Origin of the sequence: Kocuria sp. NBRC 114282 (genome assembly GCF_030268385.1) — a bacterium.
In the GTDB taxonomy this organism is placed as follows: domain Bacteria; phylum Actinomycetota; class Actinomycetes; order Actinomycetales; family Micrococcaceae; genus Kocuria; species Kocuria palustris.
This window is the reverse complement of sequence record NZ_BSQO01000003.1, coordinates 121,503-142,350: the sequence shown is the minus strand read 5'-3', so window position 1 is coordinate 142,350 and position 20,848 is coordinate 121,503. Positions and strand designations below refer to the sequence as shown.

Sequence of the window (20,848 nt, the reverse complement as noted above, 5' to 3'; positions counted from 1 at the left end):
GGGACCATTCGCTTTACCGTGGCCGCGACGACGGCATGGCGCGCGAGTCGATCAGAGCCGCCGCGAGGGCTTTGGATGTCGAACAGCCGTGAGGAGTCTCAGATGCGGAGCTCGCCACGCAGATGACCGGCACGAGCGACTCCTCACCGACGAGCAGGTCGGATGGCCCGTGCCTCAGCGCCGGCCGGACAGGGCGATCGTGGTGATCGCCTTCTCCACCGCGTACGGCGCGCTGCGGGACTCGCCCTTGACCTGAGCATCGGCCTCCGCCAGCGCGCGCAAGGCCTTGACCATGTCCGCCTCCGTGAAGCGACGGGCCTCCTGCTGCGCGCGCTCGACCTGCCACGGGGCTCCCCCGACCTGCCCGGCCAGCTGGTTCGCGCTGCCGCTCACACCGTGCACGGCGGCCACGAGCCGCACCTTGGCGGCCAGGGCCGCGACCATGGGCACCGGGTCCGTGCCGGTGTCCAGGGCCTGCCGCCACAGCTTCAGCGCCGCCGCCGGCTGACCGGCCAGGGCGGCGTCGGCGACCTTGAAGGCCGTGGCCTCCACGCGCCCGCCGTAGTAGGTCTCCACGACGTCGAAGGTGATGTGCTCCGGGCCGTCCGAGAGCAGCTGCGAGCACGCCGAGGCGAGCTCGGACGTGGAGTTGCCGACGGCCTGCGTCAGCGCTCGGGCGGCATCCGGGTCGATCGTGCGCTGATGGGTGCGGAACTCGTGGCGCACGAACTCGACCTTGTCGCGGTCGTTCTTCAGCGGCGCGGCATCCACCACGACCGCCTTGGCCTTCAGGGCGTCGAGCAGCTTCTTGCCGCGATTGCCGCCCGAGTGCACGAAGACCACCACGACCTCGGGATCCGCCTGTCCCACGTACTCCAGGCCGTCCTTGAGCAGGTCCTCGCTCATCTGCGCGAGATCCTCGATCACGATCAGCTTGGGGTCCTCGAACAGCGACGGGCTGGCCAGCACCTGGAGCTGACCCGGAGTGTAGCCGGACGCGTCCACTCGCGAGAGCTCGATGGCCCCGCGTGATTCCTTCAGCTGGGCCCGCAGCCGGTCCACGGCGCGGGCGATCAGGAAGCCCTCCTTGCCGGTGATCAGGATCAGAGGGGCAGGCTCGACATCGCGCCAGGAGACTCCGGGGGCGGCGGCTGCGGCGGTGCGACGACGAGGCGGAGTCATGTACTCAAGGATCGCACGAGCGGCAGACAGCAGACGCTGGCCCACAGCTGCGACGGGCATCTGCTGCTCGAGCTTCCGCGCCGCCTGGGTCCCGCCGTCTCGGACGCCCCGGGAGGCTTCGGCTCGGGCGGCTCACCCGGTGGTCTGGGCCACCAGCGCACCGTCCTGCACGTGGATGGCCACCGCACCCATCCGGTCGGTGCGCGTCAGGGGGATCGAGCCCTGCGCCAGATGCTCGGTGATCACGGGATGCGGGTGGCCGTAGTCGTTGTCCGCTCCCACGGAGGCCAGCGCCAGGCTCGGTGAAGCGGCGTCGATGATCGCCACCCCGCCGTTGCGCGCGCCGTGGTGGGAGACCTTGAGCAGATCCACGTCCAGCACGGAGGGGTCCGTGCGCAGCAGGGCACCGGCCCCCGACTCCTCCAGGTCCCCCGCGGCGAGCATCGAGAAGCGCTGCGAACCGTCGGAGACCTCGGCGCGCAGGACGATCGAGGCGTTGTTCTCGTCCTCGGACTCGGGGCTGATCCGGGTCGTCGCGGGATCGGGAGCGAGCACTAGCAGCTCCAGCCCCGCGCCCTCGAAGCGCTGCCCGATCGTCGGGCGGGCGGCGCGGTCGTCCAGTCCGGCGAGCTCCTCGGGGGCCCGCCCGGAGGCCGAGGACCACCACACCCGATCGATCTCCACGAACTGCCCCAGGCCCTCGGCGCCGGCCACGTGGTCGGCGTGGTCGTGGGTGAGCACCAGCAGGTCCAGGTGCTCGACCCCGGCGTCCTTCAGGCAGCCGCGCAGCGCACCCGGATCGGGCCCGGCATCGATCAGGACCGTGGACTCGCGGTCGTCCTGGCGGCCGCGCAGCAGCACGGCATCGCCCTGGCCGACGTCGCAGGCCAGCACCGACCACTGCTCCGCATGCTGATCCGGCCAGCGCAGCACCGCGACGAGGGCCGCGATGCCCGTCGCGATCACGATCAGCCCGGCGCTGCGCCAGGCCCGCTCACGTCGTCGGGCCCGGATCCAGGCAGCCTCGGAGACGGGGCCGGGTGCCGGTCCGGAGCGGACCTCGCCCACGCGGGAGCGCTCCAACCAGCGGGCATCCAGGCGATGCAGGGCCACTACCATCCCCGCACTGAGGATCAGCATGAGCACCGGTCCAGCAGGCGGGCCCAGCCAGGGAGCTGTGGAGCCGGGAAGCCCAGCGAAGAAGCGGGCCGAGCGCGCGATCACCCCCACCGCCCACGATCCCGGCTCCAGCAGCGCCGAGCCCAGCGCCTCCCCCACGGGCCCTCCGAGCCCCAGCAGGATCAGAGCTGCGAGTCCGAGCACGGTGATCAGCGGGACGACTGGGGCGGCGATCACGTTGGCGGGCACGGCATAGGTGGCCACGGTGGGCGTCAGCAGCGCCAGCACGGGCCCGCACCACAGCTGGGCCACGAGCGGAACAGCGAGCACGATCGCGAGGACCGTGGGCATGAGGTGCTCCAGGACCCGTGTCAGCGGTCGGGCGGTCACCACAATCCCTGCGGTGGCACACACGGAGAGGGCGAAGCCGAACTCGGGGCCCAGGCCCGGATCGATCACGAGCAGGACGCACATGGCCGTGGACAGCGCGGCCAGCGAGACGGGTCCGCGCCCGGAGAGGACCGCGAGCGCGGCCACGGCTCCCATCACCGCCGCGCGCAGCACGGAGGGGTCCGGTCCCACGAGCACGACGAACAGCCCGAGCGCGCCGAGACCGATCATCACGCACACCCGCCGACGGGCGCCCAGCCCCAGCGCGAGCTGGCCGGCCAGGGCCATGACCAGGGCGCAATTGGAGCCGGAGACGGCGGTCAGATGGGTCAGGCCCGTGACCTTCATGGCCTTCTCGAGTCCGGTGTCCAGTCCGCTGCGGTCCCCGTAGGTCATCCCCGGCAGCAGCCCGGCGGCATCGGGTCCGCGGGCCTGTGCGGCCAGGGCGAAGCGCTCCGTGGCCGTCTCGAGCAGGGACGGGCGGTCCTGGGCTTCCGTCATCGGCTGCGGCGGGCCGGTGCTGCGCAGCTGCAGGTCGGTCTGCTCGATCTCGGGGGCGCTCACCACGGCCTCCGCGCGATCCCCGCTGCGCAGGCTCGCCCACCGGCCGTCCTGGGCGAAGACGGTGGCCCGGGCTCCGCTGTTCAGCCGCACCGGCACGACGACCCCGCTGGAGGCTTCGCCGACCTCCTCCGGTCCCGGCCCGAAGCTCGAGGCGGTGGCGCTTTGCCATGTCACGGGTCGGTCGGTCACCTCGACGACCACGCGCTGCGCATCTGCGTCCATCCCGCGCATGTCCTCGGCGGCCGCCAGCTGCTGGGTGCCCGCGCGCAGCAGGACGCACACGACGACCACCGCGCACAATGCGGCCGTCGGCAGCAGGGCGGCCAGTGTCCGGCCGCGAGGCGAGCCCGGTGCTGCTCCCCCGGGCAGTCTGCGCCCGCTCCGACGAGCGAACACGGCCACGAGGAGGACCATGGCGAGTCCCGCTGCGACGAGCAGCAGGAGATCCACCTCGAGCACCGCTCCCAGCGCAGCGCCCACCGACTCCGACTGCGACGTCCCCAGCAGCGCGGCTCCCCACGCGCTCAGCGCCACGGGCACAAGGCGCAGATCCCAGGTGGGGCGCAGCGCCCTCTGGGCCGCCTCGAGGCGCTCCTCCCGGCGAGCGCTGTGTGCCAGCGCCCACCGCTCGGGCATCTCCTGCGAGTGCAGCCACAGCCGCGCGAGCACGCCTGGAGCCTCGGGACCCGCTCCGGAGGCGCCACTCGGTCTGCCCGGCTTCCGCCGTCCACGTCCCCGTTCAGATCCCGGCTCCTGCCGACCCCGTGGAGGCAGGGCGCGGGCGGGACGGCGGGAGGAGGTCACCGGCGCATTGCACCAGTGCCTCCTGCATGGCAGTCCTCAGCTGAGGCGGGCAGAGGCCCCCCCGTCCGGCCGGCCTTCGGACGGGTCCCCTGTGGAGGCGCGAGGGCCCGACCGCTCCTCGCTGCGACAGCGACAGCGACAGCGACAGCGACAGCGACAGCGACAGCGACAGCGACAGCGACGCAGGTCACAGCACCGAGCCACGTGCGTCAAGACCCCCACGCAGCTCCAGACGTCAATGCACCGAGTGTTTCCCGAGGCGTCGGCACCGGGACGGGAAGTGGTCGACTGCTGTCGACCCTCAGGTGGAGCGGAGGACATCTTCCCAGGTCAGCCTGGACCTGTCCGCCCCGCCGAGGGCCGATCAGGGTCCGCTCCCCGGCCCTGTCGAGCACGGATCTGCATCCTCCGCACCACCCGTCAGGAGCATCATGTCCCAGCACCTCTCCCACCCCAGCACTGCCCGTTCCCGTGATCCTCGCCCGCGACGCGCGCTCAGCGCCGCCGTCCTCACCGCGGGGCTGAGCCTCACCCTGCTCGCGCCAGCGCCAGCCCTGGCCCAGGAGCCGTCGCGATCCTCCACCTCCGCAGACGACTGGAACGGCAAGGCCTTCCGCGGCCAGGTGGACGTCACCGCCGGTCCCGATGCCGACCAGGACGTCCTGGACGGCGCCGTCTTCGACGACCGCAACCGCAACTCGCAGCAAGACCCCGGTGAGCGCGGGATCGCCGGGGTGGAGGTCTCCAACGGCCGCAAGATCGTCACCACCGATCGCCAGGGCCGCTACGAGATCTCCGTGCGCGACGGCGAGACGGTGTTCCTCACCCAGCCGGCCGGCTACCAGGTCCCCGTGGACGAGGACAACGTGGCCCAGTTCTTCTACACCCACATGCCCGCCGGCTCCCCCGAGCTGCGCTACGGCGGCATCGACCCGACCGGCCCGCTGCCCGATGCCGTCGACTTCCCGCTGACGCGCACCACGGACACGCTCAGCCGCGATCAGCGCTGCCTGATCGGCGGCGACATCCAGACCTACACGCAGGAGGAGGTCGACTACGCCCTGCGCGGGGCCTTCGCCGACCTTACTCAGCGCACCGACTTCACCGGCTGCGGTGCGCTGTTCATCGGCGACATCGTCGGCGATGACCTGGACCTGTACGACCAGACCCGCGAACTGACGTCGCTGCTCAACGGACCCGCCCGCTTCCTGCCGGGCAATCACGACCTGGACCTCGACGCGGACTATGACCACCGCTTCGACACCTACCGGTCCCAGTTCGGTCCGGACTACTACTCCTACGACGCCGGCGACGTGCACGTGATCTCGCTGAACACCGTGCAGCACTCGCAGGGCGCGCCCTACAACGGCACGTACAACGGCGGCATCGACGATGAGCAGCTCGCATGGCTGCGCCAGGACATCGCGAACACCCCCGAGGACAAGCTGATCGAGCTGGCCACGCACATCCCGCTGCTGAACTGGCACGACCAGGGCTCGGACCGCCACCAGGTGGATCAGGTCCAGGCGATCCACGACATCATCGGCGACCGGCCGGCCGTCGCCTTCGGCGGGCACAGCCACACGCTGGAGGTCATGCGCGAGGGCGATTCCATGGAGGGCTGGAAGAGCCTCTACGGCGTGGACGAGCTGCCGTTCGACCACATCACCGCAGGAGCGATCTCCGGCGACTGGTACACCGGGCGCGTGACGGAGGACGGCTACCCGACCGCACTGCAGCGCGACGGCGCCGTCCCCGGCGTCTTCACGCTGGAGGCCCACGGCAACCGGTACGAGGACTCGTTCATCGGCACCGGGCGGGCGGCCTCGGAGCAGATGTCCCTGGGCTTGAACACCCCGGCCTACCGCGACTGGTACGACGCGAACCGTCGCAATGTCGGGAAGGCACCCTCCTTCGAGACCCCGCTCGAGGTCTCGGCGGACGAGCTGGGCGAGTCGTGGCTGACCACGAACGTGTGGGCCGGCGGCACGGGAACCGAGGTCTCGGTCTCGATCGACAGCCGCCCGGCTCAGCAGGCGCAGCGCACCCAGCGGCTGGAGGGCGAGTCCAAGCGCGTGGGCGCCGAGTTCTCGGATCCGGCGGCTGCCCAGGAGCAGCTGGTCCACGGCGGCTCCGTCGCCGAGGCCTCCGGTCACCTGTGGCGTCTGGATCTGCCGGAGGACCTCGCTCCGGGTGAGCACACGGCGACCGTGACGCAGACGGATCGCTACGGCGTCTCCACGACCGAGCGGATCATGTTCACGGTCACCTCCTGAGGCGGCCCTCGGGTGCTGCGGACCAGGTCACCGTCCGTTCGCCTGAGCGTCGCCGAACCGTCGTCCGGGGGTCGGCTCCGGGAGACCGGCCGTCGACGTTCCGGACACCTGCCGGGCGCATTCTGATCCTGACCAGCAGTGCCGCCCCGCAGCGCCCGGCCCCGGCCGGGGCGTCGAGATCAGCACCGAGGAGCATCATGGCCCAGCTTCGCCTCCTGCGATTCCTGCCCCAGTCCAAACACCAGCGGCCGCTTCAGCTCGTGACGGTCGCTGCGCTGGGGGTCGGCCTGTCCTTCACGCTGCTCACCCCCGGCGTCTCGGGGGATTCCGAGGCTCCGGCCCTCGGACCGATCACCGCCGAGGACTGGCAGACCCACGTGCAGTTCGCCCAGATGGACACCGCCCCCTGATCGAGCCTGAGCCCTCAGCGCAGGACGAAGGCCCCGACGGATGCCGTCGGGGCCTTCTCACACGGTGACCAGCGGCGCGATGGCCTCCATCATGGCCGGGCCGATGCCGGAGACATCATCGAGCTCCTCGACCGAGCGGAATCCGCCGATCTGCTCTCGGTGCTCGACGATCCGCTGAGCCAGAACGGGTCCGACCTTCGGCAGCTCCTCGAGCTGTGCAGCCGTGGCGGTGTTGAGATCGATCGCTGCGCCCGTGGCCGCAGGCCCAGCCCCCTCCTCGGGGCTCCCGCCTGCGGCTGCCCCTGATCCTGCGGCGGCAGATCCGTCCTGAGCGCTGCCGGTGGCAGTCTGTCCGCCGGATCCCGAGGACGGCGTCAGCGGGTCCTGCTCCCACTGCTCCGCCAGTGCTTGGTCCGGGATGACGATCTGGACGCCGTCGGCCGCGGGGGCCGCCATGTTCACCGCATCGGTCACGGCCGACTCGCTCAGCCCGCCGGCGGCCTCCACTGCATCGGCCACGCGGGACCCGGCCGGCAGCTCGACCACCCCGGGCTCGCCCACCTCCCCCACCACATGGACCGTGACCGGGCTGCCGGAGGCCGGTGCGTCGACTGTCCCTGCACTGGCTCCGTCCCCGGCCGCACCGAGCGCTCCCGCCCCCTCCACGGATCCGCCCTCCGCTGCCGCCTGCGAGGCACCCGCCTGCTCGTCCACGACGGGTCCTGCGGACGACGGAGCCGAGACCACGGCCTCCTGCTCGCGCCCGCGAAGCAGGACCGAGACCACCACCAGGATCAGCACCAGACCCGCGATCGCCAGTGTGGCCCAGGGCAGACGCGCACGGATGGGCGAGACCCAGGGCTGCTCGTCGGGATCCAGCGGCAGAGCCCTCGGGCCGAGGGGCTCCGCAGACGAGCTCGACCCCGACGCGGGCGGCGCGGCGAGCAGCCGTCGGCGCCTGGCGGCCGCCCCTCCGCTCTCGGCAGGTGCCGACTCCGCGGACTCGGTCTCGGGTGCCGAGGCAGAGTCCTCCACCCAGTCCTCGGGGCGGTCATCGTGGGGCAGGTCGTGGCCGGTGGCGCGCAGGTCGTCATCCAGCAGTCCGCGCAGGCGCTCGACGGGCCGCTCTCGCTCCAGACGGCGCCGTCCGCGATGGGTCACAGGGGTCATGCCCCCAGTCCACTGCGGCAGCAGGATCCCGGCGGGCCGCGCAGGTGCGCAGCAGAGGCTTCACCCCGCGCTTGGGAGAATCCCGACGCTGTGGAGACGCGGGGCAGGCGCGCGGGCAACAGAGCCGCCCGGCTCAGCCGTGGATGATCACGCTGAGCGCCCCGGCACCGGCGTGGGCGGCGAGCACCGCGGGCATGGGCACGCAGCGGGCGCGGGCGTCGGGACAGTGCTCGGCCACCAGCTGCTCGGCGAACTCCTCGGCGCGCTCCTGGCCGTGGTCGTCGAGCAGGTGGTGCACGGTGACCTCGGGGACGTCCCGGGTGGAATCCCGCAGCGCACGACCCGCTCGGCGCAGCAGCCTCGTGCGGGCGCGCTGCTCGGTCATGGGCAGCTCGGCGATCGCAAGCTGGCCGTTGACCAGACGCAGCACCGGGCGCACCTGCAGCATGGAGCCCAGCGCAGCCACGGACGGCGGGATCCTCCCGCCGCGGCGCAGCGCGTCGAGCCCGGGCACCCACAGCAGCAGCTGGCTGGCCGCGCTGCCGGCCCGCGCCGCCTCGGCCGTCTCTGCCAGATCGGCCCCTGTGCCGGCGGCCTCCCACGCCTCCATGACGCCGCGGCCCTCGGCCATGGCGATCGTGCGCGAATCGACGATCTCCACCGGGATCCCGACGGCGGCCGAGGCGATCCGGGCCGAGGTGGCGGAGCCGGAGAGCTGGGCCGAGCAGTGCACCGAGACGATGCCCTCGTAGCCCTGCGCCTCCAGGTGACGGTACTGGCGCAGCAGCTGACCCGGCGACGGCCGAGAGGTCACCGCGCTGCGCCCGGCCGCCAGGGCCTCCTCGACCACCGCGAGCCAGTCGTCGCGGTCCTGGTCGAGATCGGTGTCATCGACCGACACGGGCATGGCCGCGACGGCCAGCCCGGGACGGCCGGAGCGTGCCACGGCGCGCTCGTCCTCGTCGGTCAGCACCGACGACGCGTCCGCCGCGCCCTCCGTGCGTTCGGGGTCCTGGCCCGCGACGTCTGCGCCGGCAGTCCCGCCCGCCGGCGGGAAGACCCACTCCTGCGGCAGGGCTGCGGCGTCGTCGGTGACGACCGCTATCCTGCGCTGGCCGGACATCTCAGACCACGATGTTCACGAGCTTGGGGGCCCGCACGATGACCTTGCGGATCTCGGCGTCGCCGATCGCCCGCTGCACGGCCTCGGAGCCCAGCGCGAGCTCGCGCAGGTCGTCCTCGGCGATGTCCACGGGCACCTCCAGTCGGTCCTTCACCTTGCCCTTGACCTGCACGACGGCGGTGATCGTGTCGTCCACCAGCAGCGACTCGTCGACGACCGGCCAGCCGGCATCGATCACCGCCGAGTCGTGGCCCATGGCATGCCACATGTCCTCGGCCGTGTAGGGAGCCACCAGGGACAGCAGCACGGCCACCGCTTCGGCGCCCTCGCGCACAGCGGGATCGGCGGCACCGGCCCCGGAGTCGATCGCCTTGCGCAGCGCGTTGACCAGCTCCATCGCCTTGGCGATCACCACATTGAACTTGCGGTTCTCCAGCGCGGACTCGGCCTCGGCGACCGCGCGGTGGGTCGCCTGGCGCACGGCGACGTCGCCTGCGGCCGGATCGGCGTCGACGGCGCTGCCCGAGGCGGCGACGTCCTGACCCACGCGCCAGGCGCGGCCCAGGAACTTCTGGGCGCCGCCCGGGGAGACATCCGCCCAGTCGACGTCGTCCTCCGGCGGGGAGGCGAACACCATGGTCAGGCGCACGGCGTCCACGCCGAAGGCGTCGAGCTGCTGGCCCAGGTCCACGCCGTTTCCCAGGGACTTGGACATGGCCTTGCCCTGATTGAGCACCTGGCCCTGGTTGAGCAGACGGGCGAAGGGCTCGTCGTGGTCGATCATGCCAAGGTCGTACAGGACCTTGGTGTAGAAGCGGGCGTAGAGCAGGTGCAGGATCGCGTGCTCCACGCCGCCCACATACTGATCCACCTGGCCCCAGCGGCGCACGGCCTCCGGATCGAACGGGGCCGTCTCGTCCTGCGGGGACACATAGCGGTAGTAGTACCAGGACGAGTCCACGAAGGTGTCCATGGTGTCGGTGTCGCGCAGGGCGGGCCCGCCGCACGACGGACAGGCCACGTTCACCCAGTCCTCGACCGAGGCCAGCGGCGACTGGCCCTTGGGCGCCAGCTGCTCGCCCCTGAGATCCTCCGGAAGCCGCACGGGCAGCTGGTCCTCGGGCACCGGGACCTCGCCGCACTGCGGGCAGTGGATGATCGGGATCGGGGCGCCCCAGAAGCGCTGGCGGGACAGCAGCCAGTCGCGCAGGCGGTAGTTGATGTGCCGAGCACCGGCATCCGCGGCCTCGAGCAGCTCGATGGCCTTGTCGATCGCGGCGTCCTTGCTCAGCCCGTCGAGCTCTCCCGAGTTCATCAGGACGCCGTCACCGCCGGTGGCCGCACCGGTCTCGGCGGGGTCCTCCGCCCCGGTGTCCACCACCGCGCGCACGGGCAGGCCGAAGGCGCGGGCGAAGTCGAGGTCGCGCTGATCGTGGGCGGGCACGCCCATGACCGCTCCGGTGCCGTAGTCGGCCAGGACGTAGTCCGTGGCGTAGACGGGCAGGCGCTCGCCGTTGAGCGGGTTCACGGCCCAGCGGCCCAGGAACACGCCGGTCTTGGTGCGGTCCGTGGCCTGGCGCTCGATGTCCGAGACGGCCTTGAGGGACTCGCGGTACTCGTCGAGCTCCTGGGCGTGCTCCTGCGCCACGAGATCCTGCGCCAGCTGCGAGTCGGCTGCCACCACGAAGAACGTGGCGCCGAAGATCGTGTCCGGACGCGTGGAGAACACGGTCAGCTCGCGCTCGACCGCCGCGTCGTCGGCGTCCCGGTCCACGATCCCGAAGGAGACGTGGGCGCCCTGCGAGCGTCCGATCCAGTTGCGCTGCATGGACAGCACGCGCTCGGGCCAGGCGCCCTCGAGCTGGTCCATGTCATCAAGCAGCCGATCGGCGTAGTCGGTGATCTTGAAGTACCACTGGTTCAGCGACTTCTTGGTCACGGGCGTGTGGCAGCGCTCGCAGGCGCCGTCGACGACCTGCTCGTTGGCCAGCACCGTCTGGTCCTTGGGGCACCAGTTCACCGGGGAGTTCTTGCGATAGGCCAGCCCGCGCTGCCAGAACTGCAGGAACAGCCACTGCGTCCAGCGGTAGTACTCGGGATCGGAGGTGTGCAGCTCCCGGGACCAGTCCACAGCGATGGCGTAGCGCTGGAACGAGGCCTTCTGGGTCTCGATGTTGTGGTAGGTCCACTCGGCCGGGTGCGCGTTGTTCTTGATCGCCGCGTTCTCCGCCGGCAGCCCGAAGGAGTCCCAGCCGATGGGGTGCAGGACGTCGAAGCCCTTCTGGCGCCAGTAGCGGGCGACCACATCCCCCATGGCGAACGCCTCGGCGTGGCCCATGTGCAGGTCGCCCGACGGGTACGGGAACATGTCCAGCACGTAGCGCCGCGGCTTGGAGCCGTCGTCGAGGGGACGGAAGACGTCGTTGCGCTCCCACCAGCCCTGCCAGCGTGCCTCGAGCTCGTGGGCGTCCCAGACCTGCCCGGTCTCTTCCTGGCCATCCTGCTGCGTGCTCACGTGCCTGCCTTCATCCGCCGGGGCTGCCCCGGCTGTCTCTCGTCCGACTGCTGTGCGGTCCTGCCGGGGCGCTGGGCCCGGCCGCCGTGCGCCATCCGCGCCGGGAGCCCGACGGGGCTGCGACCATGACGCGATGACGCCGCCATCCTATCCGCGCCGGGGGCCCGCGGCGTCCGAGGCCCTCCGTAGACTCGGGCCCGAGCAGACACGGACAGATCCGCCCGGAGAGGAACGCGTGCAGCAGAATCCGCAGGCCGAGCAGCGCAGCATGAGATTCGACGGGTACAAGACCCGCTACTGGTTCTACGACATCGACACGCAGCGCAAGCCGCTGCTCGTGATGGTCCACGGCTTCCGCGGCGACCACCACGGCCTGCAGCTGATCGCCGACCGACTGCGCGATCGCTACCACGTGGTCGTGCCGGATCTGCCGGGCTTCGGACGCTCGGAGCCGTTCCCCCAGGACCCGCACGACGTCCCCCACTACGTCGGCTTCCTGCGCCGGTTCATCACCGAGCTCACCGATGGCGCGGTGCATCCGCAGGGCGAGCGAGGGGTGCTGCTGCTCGGGCACTCCTTCGGCGCGGTGATCGCCTCGCACCTGGCCGCCGAGCACCCGGCCATGGTCGAGCAGCTGCTGCTGCTGAACCCCATCTGCGAGCCGGCGCTCAGCGCCCAGGACGCAGCCGCCACCAAGATCGCGGACGCCTACTACACCCTGGCCATGCGCCTGCCGAAGGCCATGGGCGAGCGCCTCCTGCGCAGCCACGCGGTCAGCGACCTCATGAGCCGGGAGATGACGGTCTCCCAGGACCCGCAGCTGCGCAGCTACGTGGAGAACCAGCACCGCGCGTACTTCGGCTCCTTCGCCGATCGCCGCGTGGTGGCCGAGGCCTACCGCGCCTCGATCTCCGGCACCGTCGCCGAGGTCGCGCCGCTGCTGTCCATGCCCGTGCTGCTCGTGGTGGGCGCCCAGGATCCGCTGGGCTCCGTCGAGGCGCAGGAGAGGATGGCCACCTGGATCCGCCGGCGCCGCCTGGTGATCCTCGACGACGTCGGCCATCTCATCCACTACGAGAAGCCCCTCGAGACCGCCGAGCTGATCCACGAGTTCGTGCAGGGCCCGGATCCCGAGCCCATCGATGTCCACGACGAGCTGCCGCCCATCGATCAGGCTCGGCCGAACACCTCGCAGTTCACGCAGCTGCTGCCGATCGTGCGCAGGGGGCGGCGATGACCGGCCCCCTGCACCTGGTGCTGGATGCCCGATACGTGCGGGTGGGACCGCACGACGGCATCTCGCGCTACAGCGCAGGACTGGCCCACGGGCTGGCGCAGCTGGCCGCGCAGGATCCCTCGCTGCGGGTCGAGCTGATGATCTCGGATCAGGCTCAGCTGCAGCACCTCCCGCGCCTCGAGTGGTTCATGGGGCCGGATCCGGTCTCGGCCGGGGAGCTGCTCACGAGCCGGTTGCTCAACCGCCGGGGTCCGGATGTGGTCTTCTCCCCCATGCAGACCATGGGGGCGCTGCGGCGGCGCTTCGGGCTGATCCTCACGCTGCATGACCTGATCTACTACGACCACCCCTCGCCCCCGCCGGAGCTGCCGCTGCCCGTGCGTCTGGGCTGGCGCGCCTTCCACCGTGCCTCATGGCCGCAGCGCCTGGCCCTGAACCGCGCCGACGCCGTGGCCACCGTCTCCCAGACCTCCGCGGGGCTGATCCAGGGCAGGCGCCTGAGCGACCGGCCCGTGCGCGTGATCCCGAATGCCGCGGCTCAGGACTCGATCGTCAGCGAACAGACCGCGCTGCAGCGGCTGGACAAGCGCGACGACTCGATGGTCTACCTCGGATCCTTCATGCCGTACAAGGACGTGGAGACCCTGGCACGCATGGCGGCACGGCTTCCGCACCGGCGGCTGCACCTGCTCTCGCGGGTCACCCCCGCCCAGCAGGAGCGCCTGGTGCACGCCGCCGGACCCGAGGCCCGGCTCGTCTTCCACAACGGGGTCTCCGAGCAGGAGCACGCGCGTCTGCTGGCAAGAGCGGGAGTGCTCCTGCACGCCTCGCGGGCCGAGGGCTACGGCCTGCCCCTGATGGAGGCGTTCTGCGCGGGCACCCCCGTGGTGTGCACGGACATCCCGATCTTCCACGAGGTCTGCGGCCGGGCCGCCGCCTACTGCCCTGCCGGCGACGACGCTGCCTTCGCCCGCGCCGTCACCGAGCTCGAGGACCCGCAGGTGGCCCAGGCCCGCGTGCTGGCGGGGCTCGAGCGGGCGGCGTCCTGGACCTGGCGGGACTCGGCCGAGTCCCTGGTGGAGCTGGCCCGGGAGATCGAGCGCAGCCGGCGCTCCTGAAGCCGACGCAGCCGCCGTCCCGGTCTCGTCCCTGTCGCCTCGTCTCAGAGCAGGTCGGCCACGTCGCAGCGGACGTTGACCGGGGCGTGCTTGCGCTGAGCGGAGGCCTCGGCACGGGCTGCGCGCAGCCGTCGAGTGACCTCGGCGGCCTGCGAGTACGTGAAGAACAGCAGGAGGCGGTGGGCCTCGTCGTCGTCGGAAAGTCCGCCGAGGACGTCTGCGGAGGCGGCCTCTGACTGCGGGTCCTCGGCCTCCTCGTCCCAGCGCTGATGGACGGGAGCAGGGCCCACGGTGCGGACGTCGTCGGGCAGATCGACCAGCTCCAGGAAGGCCTCGAGCGCCGGCAGCGGTCCGGTCAGGGCGGCGCAGCGCACGGCCGGCGGCAGCTGCAGGGTCCGGCGCTCGGCCAGCTCGCGGGCGGCATGGCCGCGCACGTCCCAGCGCACGAGCGAGGCCACGACGCGCTCGTGCTCCGAGGTCACCACCACGGTTCCGCCGGCGCTGCCGCGGCGCACGAGCGAGGCGGCGTGCACCCACTTGCGCAGCACCTCCTCCTCGACCCGCAGCCCGGGCCGGGAGAGCATGCGATCGCCATCGAGCAGCAGCCCCGCGGCGTAGCCGCCCTCCGCCTGCGGCTCAGCCCCCGGTGTGGCCACCACGAGCGCCGGTGCCGCGGGGATCTCCCGGCGGACCTGATCGCCCGAGGACCAGATCACCGGCACCTGCGGGAACGCCCTGCCCAGCTCCTCGGCGGTGCGCTCCGAGCCCACGGAGGAGAAGCGCCACTGGGTGGCCCCGCAGTGGCCGCAGGACCAGTTCGCCGCCTGGCGGGCGCACCAGCCGCACTGCGGCAGCCTGCCGCGGGACGGCACCGACAGGGGTCCGTCGCAGACGGTGCAGCGCGCGGCATTGCGGCAGCGCTGACAGGTCAGCGACGGGGCATATCCCGTCCTGGCCACCTGGACCAGGACCGGACCGTCGGCCAGGGCGCGACGAGCCACGCGGAACGCGGTCTCCGGCAGCCGGGCACGGCCTGCCAGGGGGTCGTGCGCCTCGTGCCAGGAGTCCGAGGTCGACTCGATCCGCGGCATGTTCGCCCGCAGGACCGGGCGCTGGGCGGCGATCGAGCTCGCCCAGCCGGTCTCCACGAGCCGCTCGGCCTCCGGAGTCACGGCCTGGCCCATGACGAGCAGGCCGAGATCGTCGTGCTGTGCGCGCAGCAGCGCCACATCGCGCGCGTGGTGGTACGGCGCTCGGGGCTCCACGAGGCTGTGGTCGCCGTCGTCGACGACCACGATCAGGCCGAGGTCCTCCACCGGCGCCCAGACCGCCGGGCGCGTGCCGATCACGACCCGCGCGTGGCCCTCCAAGGCCTGGACGAAGGCCCGATAGCGCGGGGTCGGCTTGTCCTCGCTGTGCAGCCTCGCCACGAGCTGCGGCTCCACGACCGCCTCCACAGCGCGCTGGGCGCGCTCGAGGGTCTTGTGATCCGGGACCACCACGACGCTTCCGCGCCCCGACTCCAGCGCCGCGGCGACCGCCTGGGCGATGAGGTCGTAGAGGTCGTGCTCGGGGTGCGACGGCAGGGCCTGCACCACGGCCCGCACCCGCTGCCCGCCGCGCAGGGCCTCGATCGCCTCACGGCCGCCCACGTACTCCGACCAGGCGCTCGGGGCCGCAGGCTCGGCTGCGGTCAGGGGTCGGGCCCTGTGCGCCGCGGTCTCCGGGTCAGCTTCGGCCTGCGCGTCCGGGAGGGCCTCAGCGGCTTCTTCGGCACCGGGATGACCGGCCCGCTGCGCAGCACCCGGATTCACGGCGGCGTCTGCTGCTGAGGCCTCGGCCCAATCGCGGGCGGCCAGAGCGGCCTTCTCGACGGAGGCCACGCGCGGGGGCACCGCGCAGCGCAGGACATCGGCGACCGTGCCGGCGCAGCGCTGTGCCGTGAGCTCGGCGACGGCCAGCACCTGCGGCACGAGCACCGGAAGGGCGGACTGCAGCGACAGAATGGGCTGCAACCGGTCGAAGGCGACCTCCGATGACGCGGTCCGCTCGATGATCCAGCCGCGCATCTGCTGCCCGCCGAAGCGCACGCGGATGCGCGTCCCCGCCTGGGCGCCCTCGGAGAGGTCCTGGGGCACGCCGTAGTCGAACAGCCGGTCCAGGTGCGGCAGGTGCGATTCGAGCCGCACACGGGCCACCGGATCGGTCTCGGCCAGGTACGCCGGCTCGAGCGGGCCCGAGCGGTGCCGGGCGCCGCGGCCTCCGGACGCACCGCGCCCACCGGCGCGTGCGCTCCGGACGGGCTCGGCCATCAGCGCCAGCTGCTCTGGCCCCTGCTCCTCCGCCGGGGCCGGCCGCTCGGGGGCACGCCCGGGCGTGGGCGGCACCTGCTCGGGTGCACGCTCGGTCGCGAGCGGAACCCGATCTGGTGCTTGCTCGGGCGAGGATGCCGCCTGGTCGGATGCCCGCTCGGGCGTGCGGTCGGCCGGCACGGATCAGGCTCCGACCGCCGATCGCAGGGCGTCCACGCGGTCGGTCTTCTCCCAGGTGAAGTCGGGGTCCTGGCGGCCGAAGTGACCGCCGGCCGAGGTCTTGGCGTAGATGGGCCGCTGCAGCTGCAGGTCCTCGATGATCGCCAGCGGTCGCAGGTCGAAGACCTCCTCCACGGCGGACTCGATGCGCACCGGGTCGACGGTCTCCGTGCCGAACGTATCCACGTAGACCCCCACGGGGCGGGCCTTGCCGATCGCGTAGGCCACCTGGACCTCGGCGCGCGCTGCCAGGCCCGCCGCCACGACGTTCTTGGCGACCCACCGCATGGCGTAGGCCGCCGAGCGGTCCACCTTGGACGGATCCTTGCCCGAGAAGGCGCCGCCGCCGTGGCGGGCCATTCCTCCGTAGGTGTCCACGATGATCTTGCGCCCCGTCAGACCGGCATCTCCGACCGGTCCTCCGGTGATGAAGTCCCCGGCCGGGTTCACGATGACCTTCAGCTCCGAGAGGTCCAGCCCGGTCTTCTCCAGGACGGGGTCGATCACCGAGGCGCGGATGTCGTGGCGCAGCTGCTCCAGGGCGTAGTCCTCGGCGTGCTGGGCGGAGACCACGACGGTCTCCACGGCCACCGGGGTGATGCCGTCGTAGCGCAGCGTGACCTGGGTCTTGCCGTCCGGGCGCAGGTGGGGCAGCACCGCGGACTTGCGCACGCGGGTGAGCTGCTCGGAGAGTCGGTGCGCATAGTAGATCGGCGCCGGCATGAGGACATCGGTCTCGTTGGAGGCGTAGCCGAACATGATTCCCTGATCGCCCGCGCCCTGGGCGTCGCGCGGATCCCGGGCAAGGCCCTCGCGGGACTCGAGGGAGTGGAAGACGCCGTCGTAGATCTCCGGGGACTGCTCCCCCACCGAGATGGAGACGCCGCAGTACTTGCCGTCGAAGCCCTGGACCGAGGAGTTGTAGCCGATGTCCAGGATGGAGCGGCGCACGATCGAGGGGATGTCGACGTAGGCCTCCGACTTGACCTCGCCTGCGACGTGGACGAGCCCGGTGGTGGCCATGGTCTCCACAGCCACCGACGAGTTCGGGTCGTCGGTGATCAGGGCGTCGAGGATCGAGTCCGAGATGCGGTCGCAGATCTTGTCCGGGTGGCCCTCGGTCACGGATTCCGAGGTGAACAGGCTCATGCGGCCTGGCGTCTGGGCCCTGCGGGCGCTGCTGGTGGCAGAAGGCGTCGAAGTCACGCCTGCCAGGGTACCGCCAGCCCACGACGTCCCAGCGCGTCCGCAGCATCCCCGGACACGGCGCGTCTCAGTCGGCTCGGCCCACTCGCTGCGCGATGCGCCGGGCCAGTGCCGCTGCGACCTCGGCCTTGGTGCCGTCGACGGTCTCGTCCGGCGCCGCACGGCCCTGCACCGGAGCCTCCAGGATCGTCACGCGGGTCGTGTCCTGGCCGAAGACGAGGTCGGTGCCCACCTGGTTGACGCACAGCAGGTCGCATCCCTTGCGGACGAGCTTGGCCCGGCCGAACTCGAGCGGATCCGTCTGCGCATCGCCGGTCTCGGCGGCGAAGCCCACGATCAGCTGCTCCCGCCCGGAGTCGTCCCGCGCCTGGACGAGTCCGCGCAGGATGTCGGGATTGCGGGTCAGCACGATCGTGGGGGCGTCGTTGTCGTCGTCGGTCTTCTTGATCTTGGACTCGGCGATCTCCGCCGGGCGGAAATCGGCCACCGCCGCGGCCATGACCACGACGTCCGCCTCCCGCGACAGCCGCTGCATGGCCTCCTGCAGCTCGAGGGCGGTGCTGACGCGGTGCACGCTCAGTCCCTCGGCGTCCTCGGGCAGGGCGACCTCCGTGTGACCGGCCACGAGGTCCACCTGCGCACCAGCGGCCTGCAGGGCGCGGGCCACAGCCAGGCCCTGCTTGCCGGAGGAGCGGTTGCCCAGGAAGCGCACCGGGTCCAGCGGCTCCTGCGTGCCGCCCGTGGAGACGACGGCCCGCAGCCCGGACAGCGACGGCCTGGTCGGGGTCCGCGCGGGTTCGGCCACGAGCGCCAGGGCGGCGTCGCGGATCGCCTCCGGATCCGGGAGCCGTCCGGGGCCGGTGTCCTGTCCGGTCAAGCGCCCGGAGGCCGGGTCGAGCACGTGGCGGCCCTGGCGGCGCAGCGCGGCGACGTTCTCGCGCACCGCGGGGTTCTCCCACATCTGGGTGTGCATGGCCGGGGCCAGCAGCACGGGAGCCTCGGTGGCCAGCAGCGTGGTGGTGAGCAGGTCGTCGGCCAGCCCGTGCGCGGCGCGCGCCAGCAGATCCGCGGTCGCCGGCGCCACGATCACCAGGTCCGCCGCCTGGCCCTGCCGGACGTGGTTGACGGTGTCCACCCGGTCGAAGACATCGGTGCTCACCGGCTCGCCGGACAGCGCCTCCCAGGTCGGCGCGCCCACGAACTCGAGGGCCGCGCGCGTAGGCATGGGCACCACATGGTGTCCCGCCTCGGTGAGCAGCCGCAGCAGCAGCGCTGACTTGTACGCGGCGATCCCGCCGCCGATGCCCAGGACGATGCGCATGGACCGGTCCCTTCCGTTGCTCGCGTGGCGGCCGCAGTGCCGGGGCACCGCGGCGAGGGTAAGGCGACGGCCGGTCGGGAGCTGGTCCCGACCGGCCGTCGCTGTGCGCAGGCAGACTGCGCTGGGGCTGGCGCCCCGGTGGCTCAGTTCTCGGAGGGCTCGTCCGAGGGAATCTCCGCCTGCTCCTCGGCGGCCGCGGCCTCCGGAGCGGCCTCCTCGGAGCCCTGGTCCTCCGCGTTCTCGGAGAACACCATGGACGAGTCGATCTCCCCGCCCTGCTGCTCGCCGAAGTAGTCCGCGTAGAAGTCGTCGACGCCGAGCTCGCGCTCGGGAACGGCCTGGCCGTTCTCGGAGAACCCGACGTCCGAGACCTCGGTGGCCTCGATCAGGTTCTCGTCGATCTCGCGCATGGCGATCGAGAGGCTCTTCTCGTTCGGCTGGACCTCCACCAGCGGGCCGACGTACTCGAACAGGCCCTCGTGCAGCTGCGAGTAGTAGGCGTTGATCTGCCGGGCGCGACGTGCCGAGAAGATCACGAGTCCGTACTTGGAGTCGGCCTTGGTGAGCAGGCGGTCGACGGGCGGATCGGTGATGCCCTGGTGCTGAGTGGACAAGGAGTCTCTCCTGACGCTCTTTCGGTGCGGAGCAGCGGGGCTGCTCCCGTGATGTTCGCGGTGCGGGCGCGGGCGCCGCACGAAGTCTGCGATGCCGCGGGGGCGACGGGTTCGCGGCCTCAGGCGCAGGTGCGCGGGTCGAGCCCCATGAGCTCGACGAGCCTCTGCGCGGCGGTCTCCACCTGGTCGTTGACGACGGTGTGGTCGAACTCCGGCTCCGCAGCAAGCTCCATCTTAGCGGTTTCGAGGCGGACCTGCTGTTCCTCGGGACTCTCGGTGCCTCGACCGGTCAGCCGGGCGACCAGCTCCTCCCAGGTGGGAGGGGCCAGGAAGACCAGCTGCGCCTCCGGCATGGACTGACGGACCTGGCGCGCCCCGGCCAGATCGATCTCCAGCAGGACGCGGCGCCCGGCGGCGACGGCGTCGAGCACCTTCTGCCTCGGCGTGCCGTAGCGGCTGCGGTTGTGCACCACTGCCCACTCGAGCATCTGGCCCTCGTCGACCATGCGCTGGAACTCGTCGTCGTCGACGAAGAAGTAGTGCACGCCCTCCTGCTCGCCCGGGCGCGGGGCGCGGGTGGTGGCCGAGACCGAGAGCCAGACATCCGGGCAGTGGTCGCGGATGTACGTGGAGACCGTGCCCTTCCCGACGGCCGTGGGCCCGGCCAGCACGGTGACGTGCTCGGGGGCGATGCTCGCTCCGGTGTGCTCCTGCGGCAAGGATGCTCCTCCAGCTGCTGTTCAGTCTGCGTCCTGCGGATGGGAGCCTCAGGATACCGCCGATGACGAAGGCGCCCCGCCTGCTTCCGCGGATCGACGGTAAGGAGGCGGGGCGCCTCGTCAGGAAGCGGCCGCAGGACCGGGCGGCCGCCGGCTCAGCGATCGAGCTGATCGATCAGCGCCTTGCGCTGGTGCACGCCCAGGCCCCGCACGCGGCGGGTCTTGGCGATGCCGATCTCCTCCATGATGGCCGCGGAGCGGACCTTGCCGATGCCCGGAGCGGACTCCAGCAGGTCGGAGACCTTCATGCGGCTCAGCGCCTCGTCCTCCTCGGCGCGCTGAAGGATCTCCGCCACCGTGATGGAGCGATCCTTCAGCTTGGCCTTCACCTCGGCGCGCACCGCGCGAGCGGCGGTCGCCTTCTCTCGGGCCGCAGCCCGTTCCTCATCTGTCAGCAGGCGCAATGCCATGACCGGTTCCTCCCTATGAACACCAGTTCTCGCTCGCCGTTCGCCCATGATCCGACCAGGATCGAGGTCGGCGCGCTCG

General features: G+C 72.0%; 15 protein-coding genes. 4 read left to right on the top strand and 11 right to left on the bottom strand.

Features of this window, described 5'->3' with window-relative positions; translation table 11 throughout:
- Window positions 1-174 precede the first annotated feature (174 nt).
- The gene (gene holA / locus QSJ40_RS06825) at window positions 175-1,182 is read right to left on the bottom strand and encodes a DNA polymerase III subunit delta (protein ID WP_024290507.1); all 1,008 of its coding nucleotides are present in this window, start codon (window positions 1,180-1,182) and stop codon (window positions 175-177) included.
- Between the two features lie 132 nt (window positions 1,183-1,314).
- Window positions 1,315-3,924 carry a ComEC/Rec2 family competence protein gene (locus QSJ40_RS06820; protein ID WP_206390149.1) on the bottom strand — a complete coding sequence of 870 codons (2,610 nt, stop codon included), beginning with the start codon at window positions 3,922-3,924 and terminating at the stop codon, window positions 1,315-1,317.
- A 566-nt stretch (window positions 3,925-4,490) separates the two neighbouring features.
- Between QSJ40_RS06820 and QSJ40_RS06815 the strand changes: the two genes are divergently transcribed.
- Window positions 4,491-6,335: a calcineurin-like phosphoesterase C-terminal domain-containing protein gene (locus QSJ40_RS06815; protein WP_006213257.1), complete on the top strand. Its 1,845-nt coding sequence runs from the start codon at window positions 4,491-4,493 to the stop codon at window positions 6,333-6,335.
- A gap of 197 nt (window positions 6,336-6,532) precedes the next feature.
- The gene (locus tag QSJ40_RS06810) at window positions 6,533-6,745 is read left to right on the top strand and encodes a hypothetical protein (RefSeq protein ID WP_024290510.1); all 213 of its coding nucleotides are present in this window, start codon (window positions 6,533-6,535) and stop codon (window positions 6,743-6,745) included.
- 57 nt (window positions 6,746-6,802) lie between these two features.
- Here the strand turns inward: QSJ40_RS06810 and QSJ40_RS06805 are convergent, their stop codons facing one another.
- The 3 genes from QSJ40_RS06805 to leuS form a co-directional block, all read right to left on the bottom strand.
- The gene (locus tag QSJ40_RS06805) at window positions 6,803-7,915 is read right to left on the bottom strand and encodes a ComEA family DNA-binding protein (RefSeq protein ID WP_285729762.1); all 1,113 of its coding nucleotides are present in this window, start codon (window positions 7,913-7,915) and stop codon (window positions 6,803-6,805) included.
- Window positions 7,916-8,048: 133 nt separating this feature from the next.
- Complete coding sequence (locus tag QSJ40_RS06800; RefSeq protein ID WP_285729760.1) at window positions 8,049-9,038, bottom strand: DegV family protein; 990 nt, start codon at window positions 9,036-9,038, stop codon at window positions 8,049-8,051.
- Between the two features lies 1 nt (window position 9,039).
- Window positions 9,040-11,553: a leucine--tRNA ligase gene (gene leuS, locus QSJ40_RS06795; protein ID WP_285729758.1), complete on the bottom strand. Its 2,514-nt coding sequence runs from the start codon at window positions 11,551-11,553 to the stop codon at window positions 9,040-9,042.
- Window positions 11,554-11,788: 235 nt separating this feature from the next.
- On the opposite strand from leuS, the gene QSJ40_RS06790 reads away from it, so the two are divergent.
- Both QSJ40_RS06790 and QSJ40_RS06785 read left to right on the top strand, forming a co-directional pair.
- Complete coding sequence (locus QSJ40_RS06790) at window positions 11,789-12,790, top strand: alpha/beta fold hydrolase (protein ID WP_285729756.1); 1,002 nt, start codon at window positions 11,789-11,791, stop codon at window positions 12,788-12,790.
- Window positions 12,787-13,908, top strand: a complete 1,122-nt coding sequence (locus QSJ40_RS06785) for a glycosyltransferase family 4 protein (protein ID WP_285729754.1) — start codon at window positions 12,787-12,789, stop codon at window positions 13,906-13,908. The genes QSJ40_RS06790 and QSJ40_RS06785 overlap by 4 nt, the downstream gene beginning before the upstream one ends.
- A 44-nt stretch (window positions 13,909-13,952) precedes the next feature.
- On the opposite strand, the gene QSJ40_RS06780 is transcribed toward QSJ40_RS06785, so the two are convergent.
- From QSJ40_RS06780 to mihF, 6 genes are all read right to left on the bottom strand, one after another.
- A complete protein-coding gene (locus QSJ40_RS06780; RefSeq protein WP_285729752.1) occupies window positions 13,953-16,220 on the bottom strand; it encodes a primosomal protein N' family DNA-binding protein in 2,268 nt (755 codons plus the stop codon).
- A gap of 183 nt (window positions 16,221-16,403) precedes the next feature.
- On the bottom strand, window positions 16,404-17,588 hold the full coding sequence (gene metK, locus QSJ40_RS06775) for a methionine adenosyltransferase (RefSeq protein ID WP_006213266.1): 1,185 nt from the start codon (window positions 17,586-17,588) through the stop codon (window positions 16,404-16,406).
- Window positions 17,589-17,712: 124 nt separating this feature from the next.
- On the bottom strand, window positions 17,713-19,014 hold the full coding sequence (coaBC, locus tag QSJ40_RS06770; protein WP_502875242.1) for a bifunctional phosphopantothenoylcysteine decarboxylase/phosphopantothenate--cysteine ligase CoaBC: 1,302 nt from the start codon (window positions 19,012-19,014) through the stop codon (window positions 17,713-17,715).
- A gap of 95 nt (window positions 19,015-19,109) precedes the next feature.
- Complete coding sequence (rpoZ, locus tag QSJ40_RS06765) at window positions 19,110-19,580, bottom strand: DNA-directed RNA polymerase subunit omega (protein ID WP_053447330.1); 471 nt, start codon at window positions 19,578-19,580, stop codon at window positions 19,110-19,112.
- A 119-nt stretch (window positions 19,581-19,699) separates the two neighbouring features.
- Entirely contained in the window at window positions 19,700-20,299 is a 600-nt protein-coding gene (gene gmk / locus QSJ40_RS06760) for a guanylate kinase (RefSeq protein WP_006213269.1), read from the bottom strand.
- 155 nt (window positions 20,300-20,454) lie between these two features.
- Window positions 20,455-20,769, bottom strand: a complete 315-nt coding sequence (mihF, locus tag QSJ40_RS06755) for an integration host factor, actinobacterial type (RefSeq protein ID WP_006213270.1) — start codon at window positions 20,767-20,769, stop codon at window positions 20,455-20,457.
- Window positions 20,770-20,848 lie beyond the last annotated feature (79 nt).

Bases quoted from the DNA above. Each gene is read 5' to 3' on its own strand.
- holA (WP_024290507.1), bottom strand. From the start codon at position 1,182: ATGACTCCGCCTCGTCGTCGCACCGCCGCAGCCGCCGCCCCCGGAGTC.
- QSJ40_RS06810 (WP_024290510.1), top strand. From the start codon at position 6,533: ATGGCCCAGCTTCGCCTCCTGCGATTCCTGCCCCAGTCCAAACACCAG.
- QSJ40_RS06780 (WP_285729752.1), bottom strand. From the start codon at position 16,220: ATGGCCGAGCCCGTCCGGAGCGCACGCGCCGGTGGGCGCGGTGCGTCC.
- QSJ40_RS06785 (WP_285729754.1), top strand. From the start codon at position 12,787: ATGACCGGCCCCCTGCACCTGGTGCTGGATGCCCGATACGTGCGGGTG.
- metK (WP_006213266.1), bottom strand. From the start codon at position 17,588: ATGAGCCTGTTCACCTCGGAATCCGTGACCGAGGGCCACCCGGACAAG.
- mihF (WP_006213270.1), bottom strand. From the start codon at position 20,769: ATGGCATTGCGCCTGCTGACAGATGAGGAACGGGCTGCGGCCCGAGAG.
- QSJ40_RS06805 (WP_285729762.1), bottom strand. From the start codon at position 7,915: ATGACCCCTGTGACCCATCGCGGACGGCGCCGTCTGGAGCGAGAGCGG.
- QSJ40_RS06815 (WP_006213257.1), top strand. From the start codon at position 4,491: ATGTCCCAGCACCTCTCCCACCCCAGCACTGCCCGTTCCCGTGATCCT.
- QSJ40_RS06800 (WP_285729760.1), bottom strand. From the start codon at position 9,038: ATGTCCGGCCAGCGCAGGATAGCGGTCGTCACCGACGACGCCGCAGCC.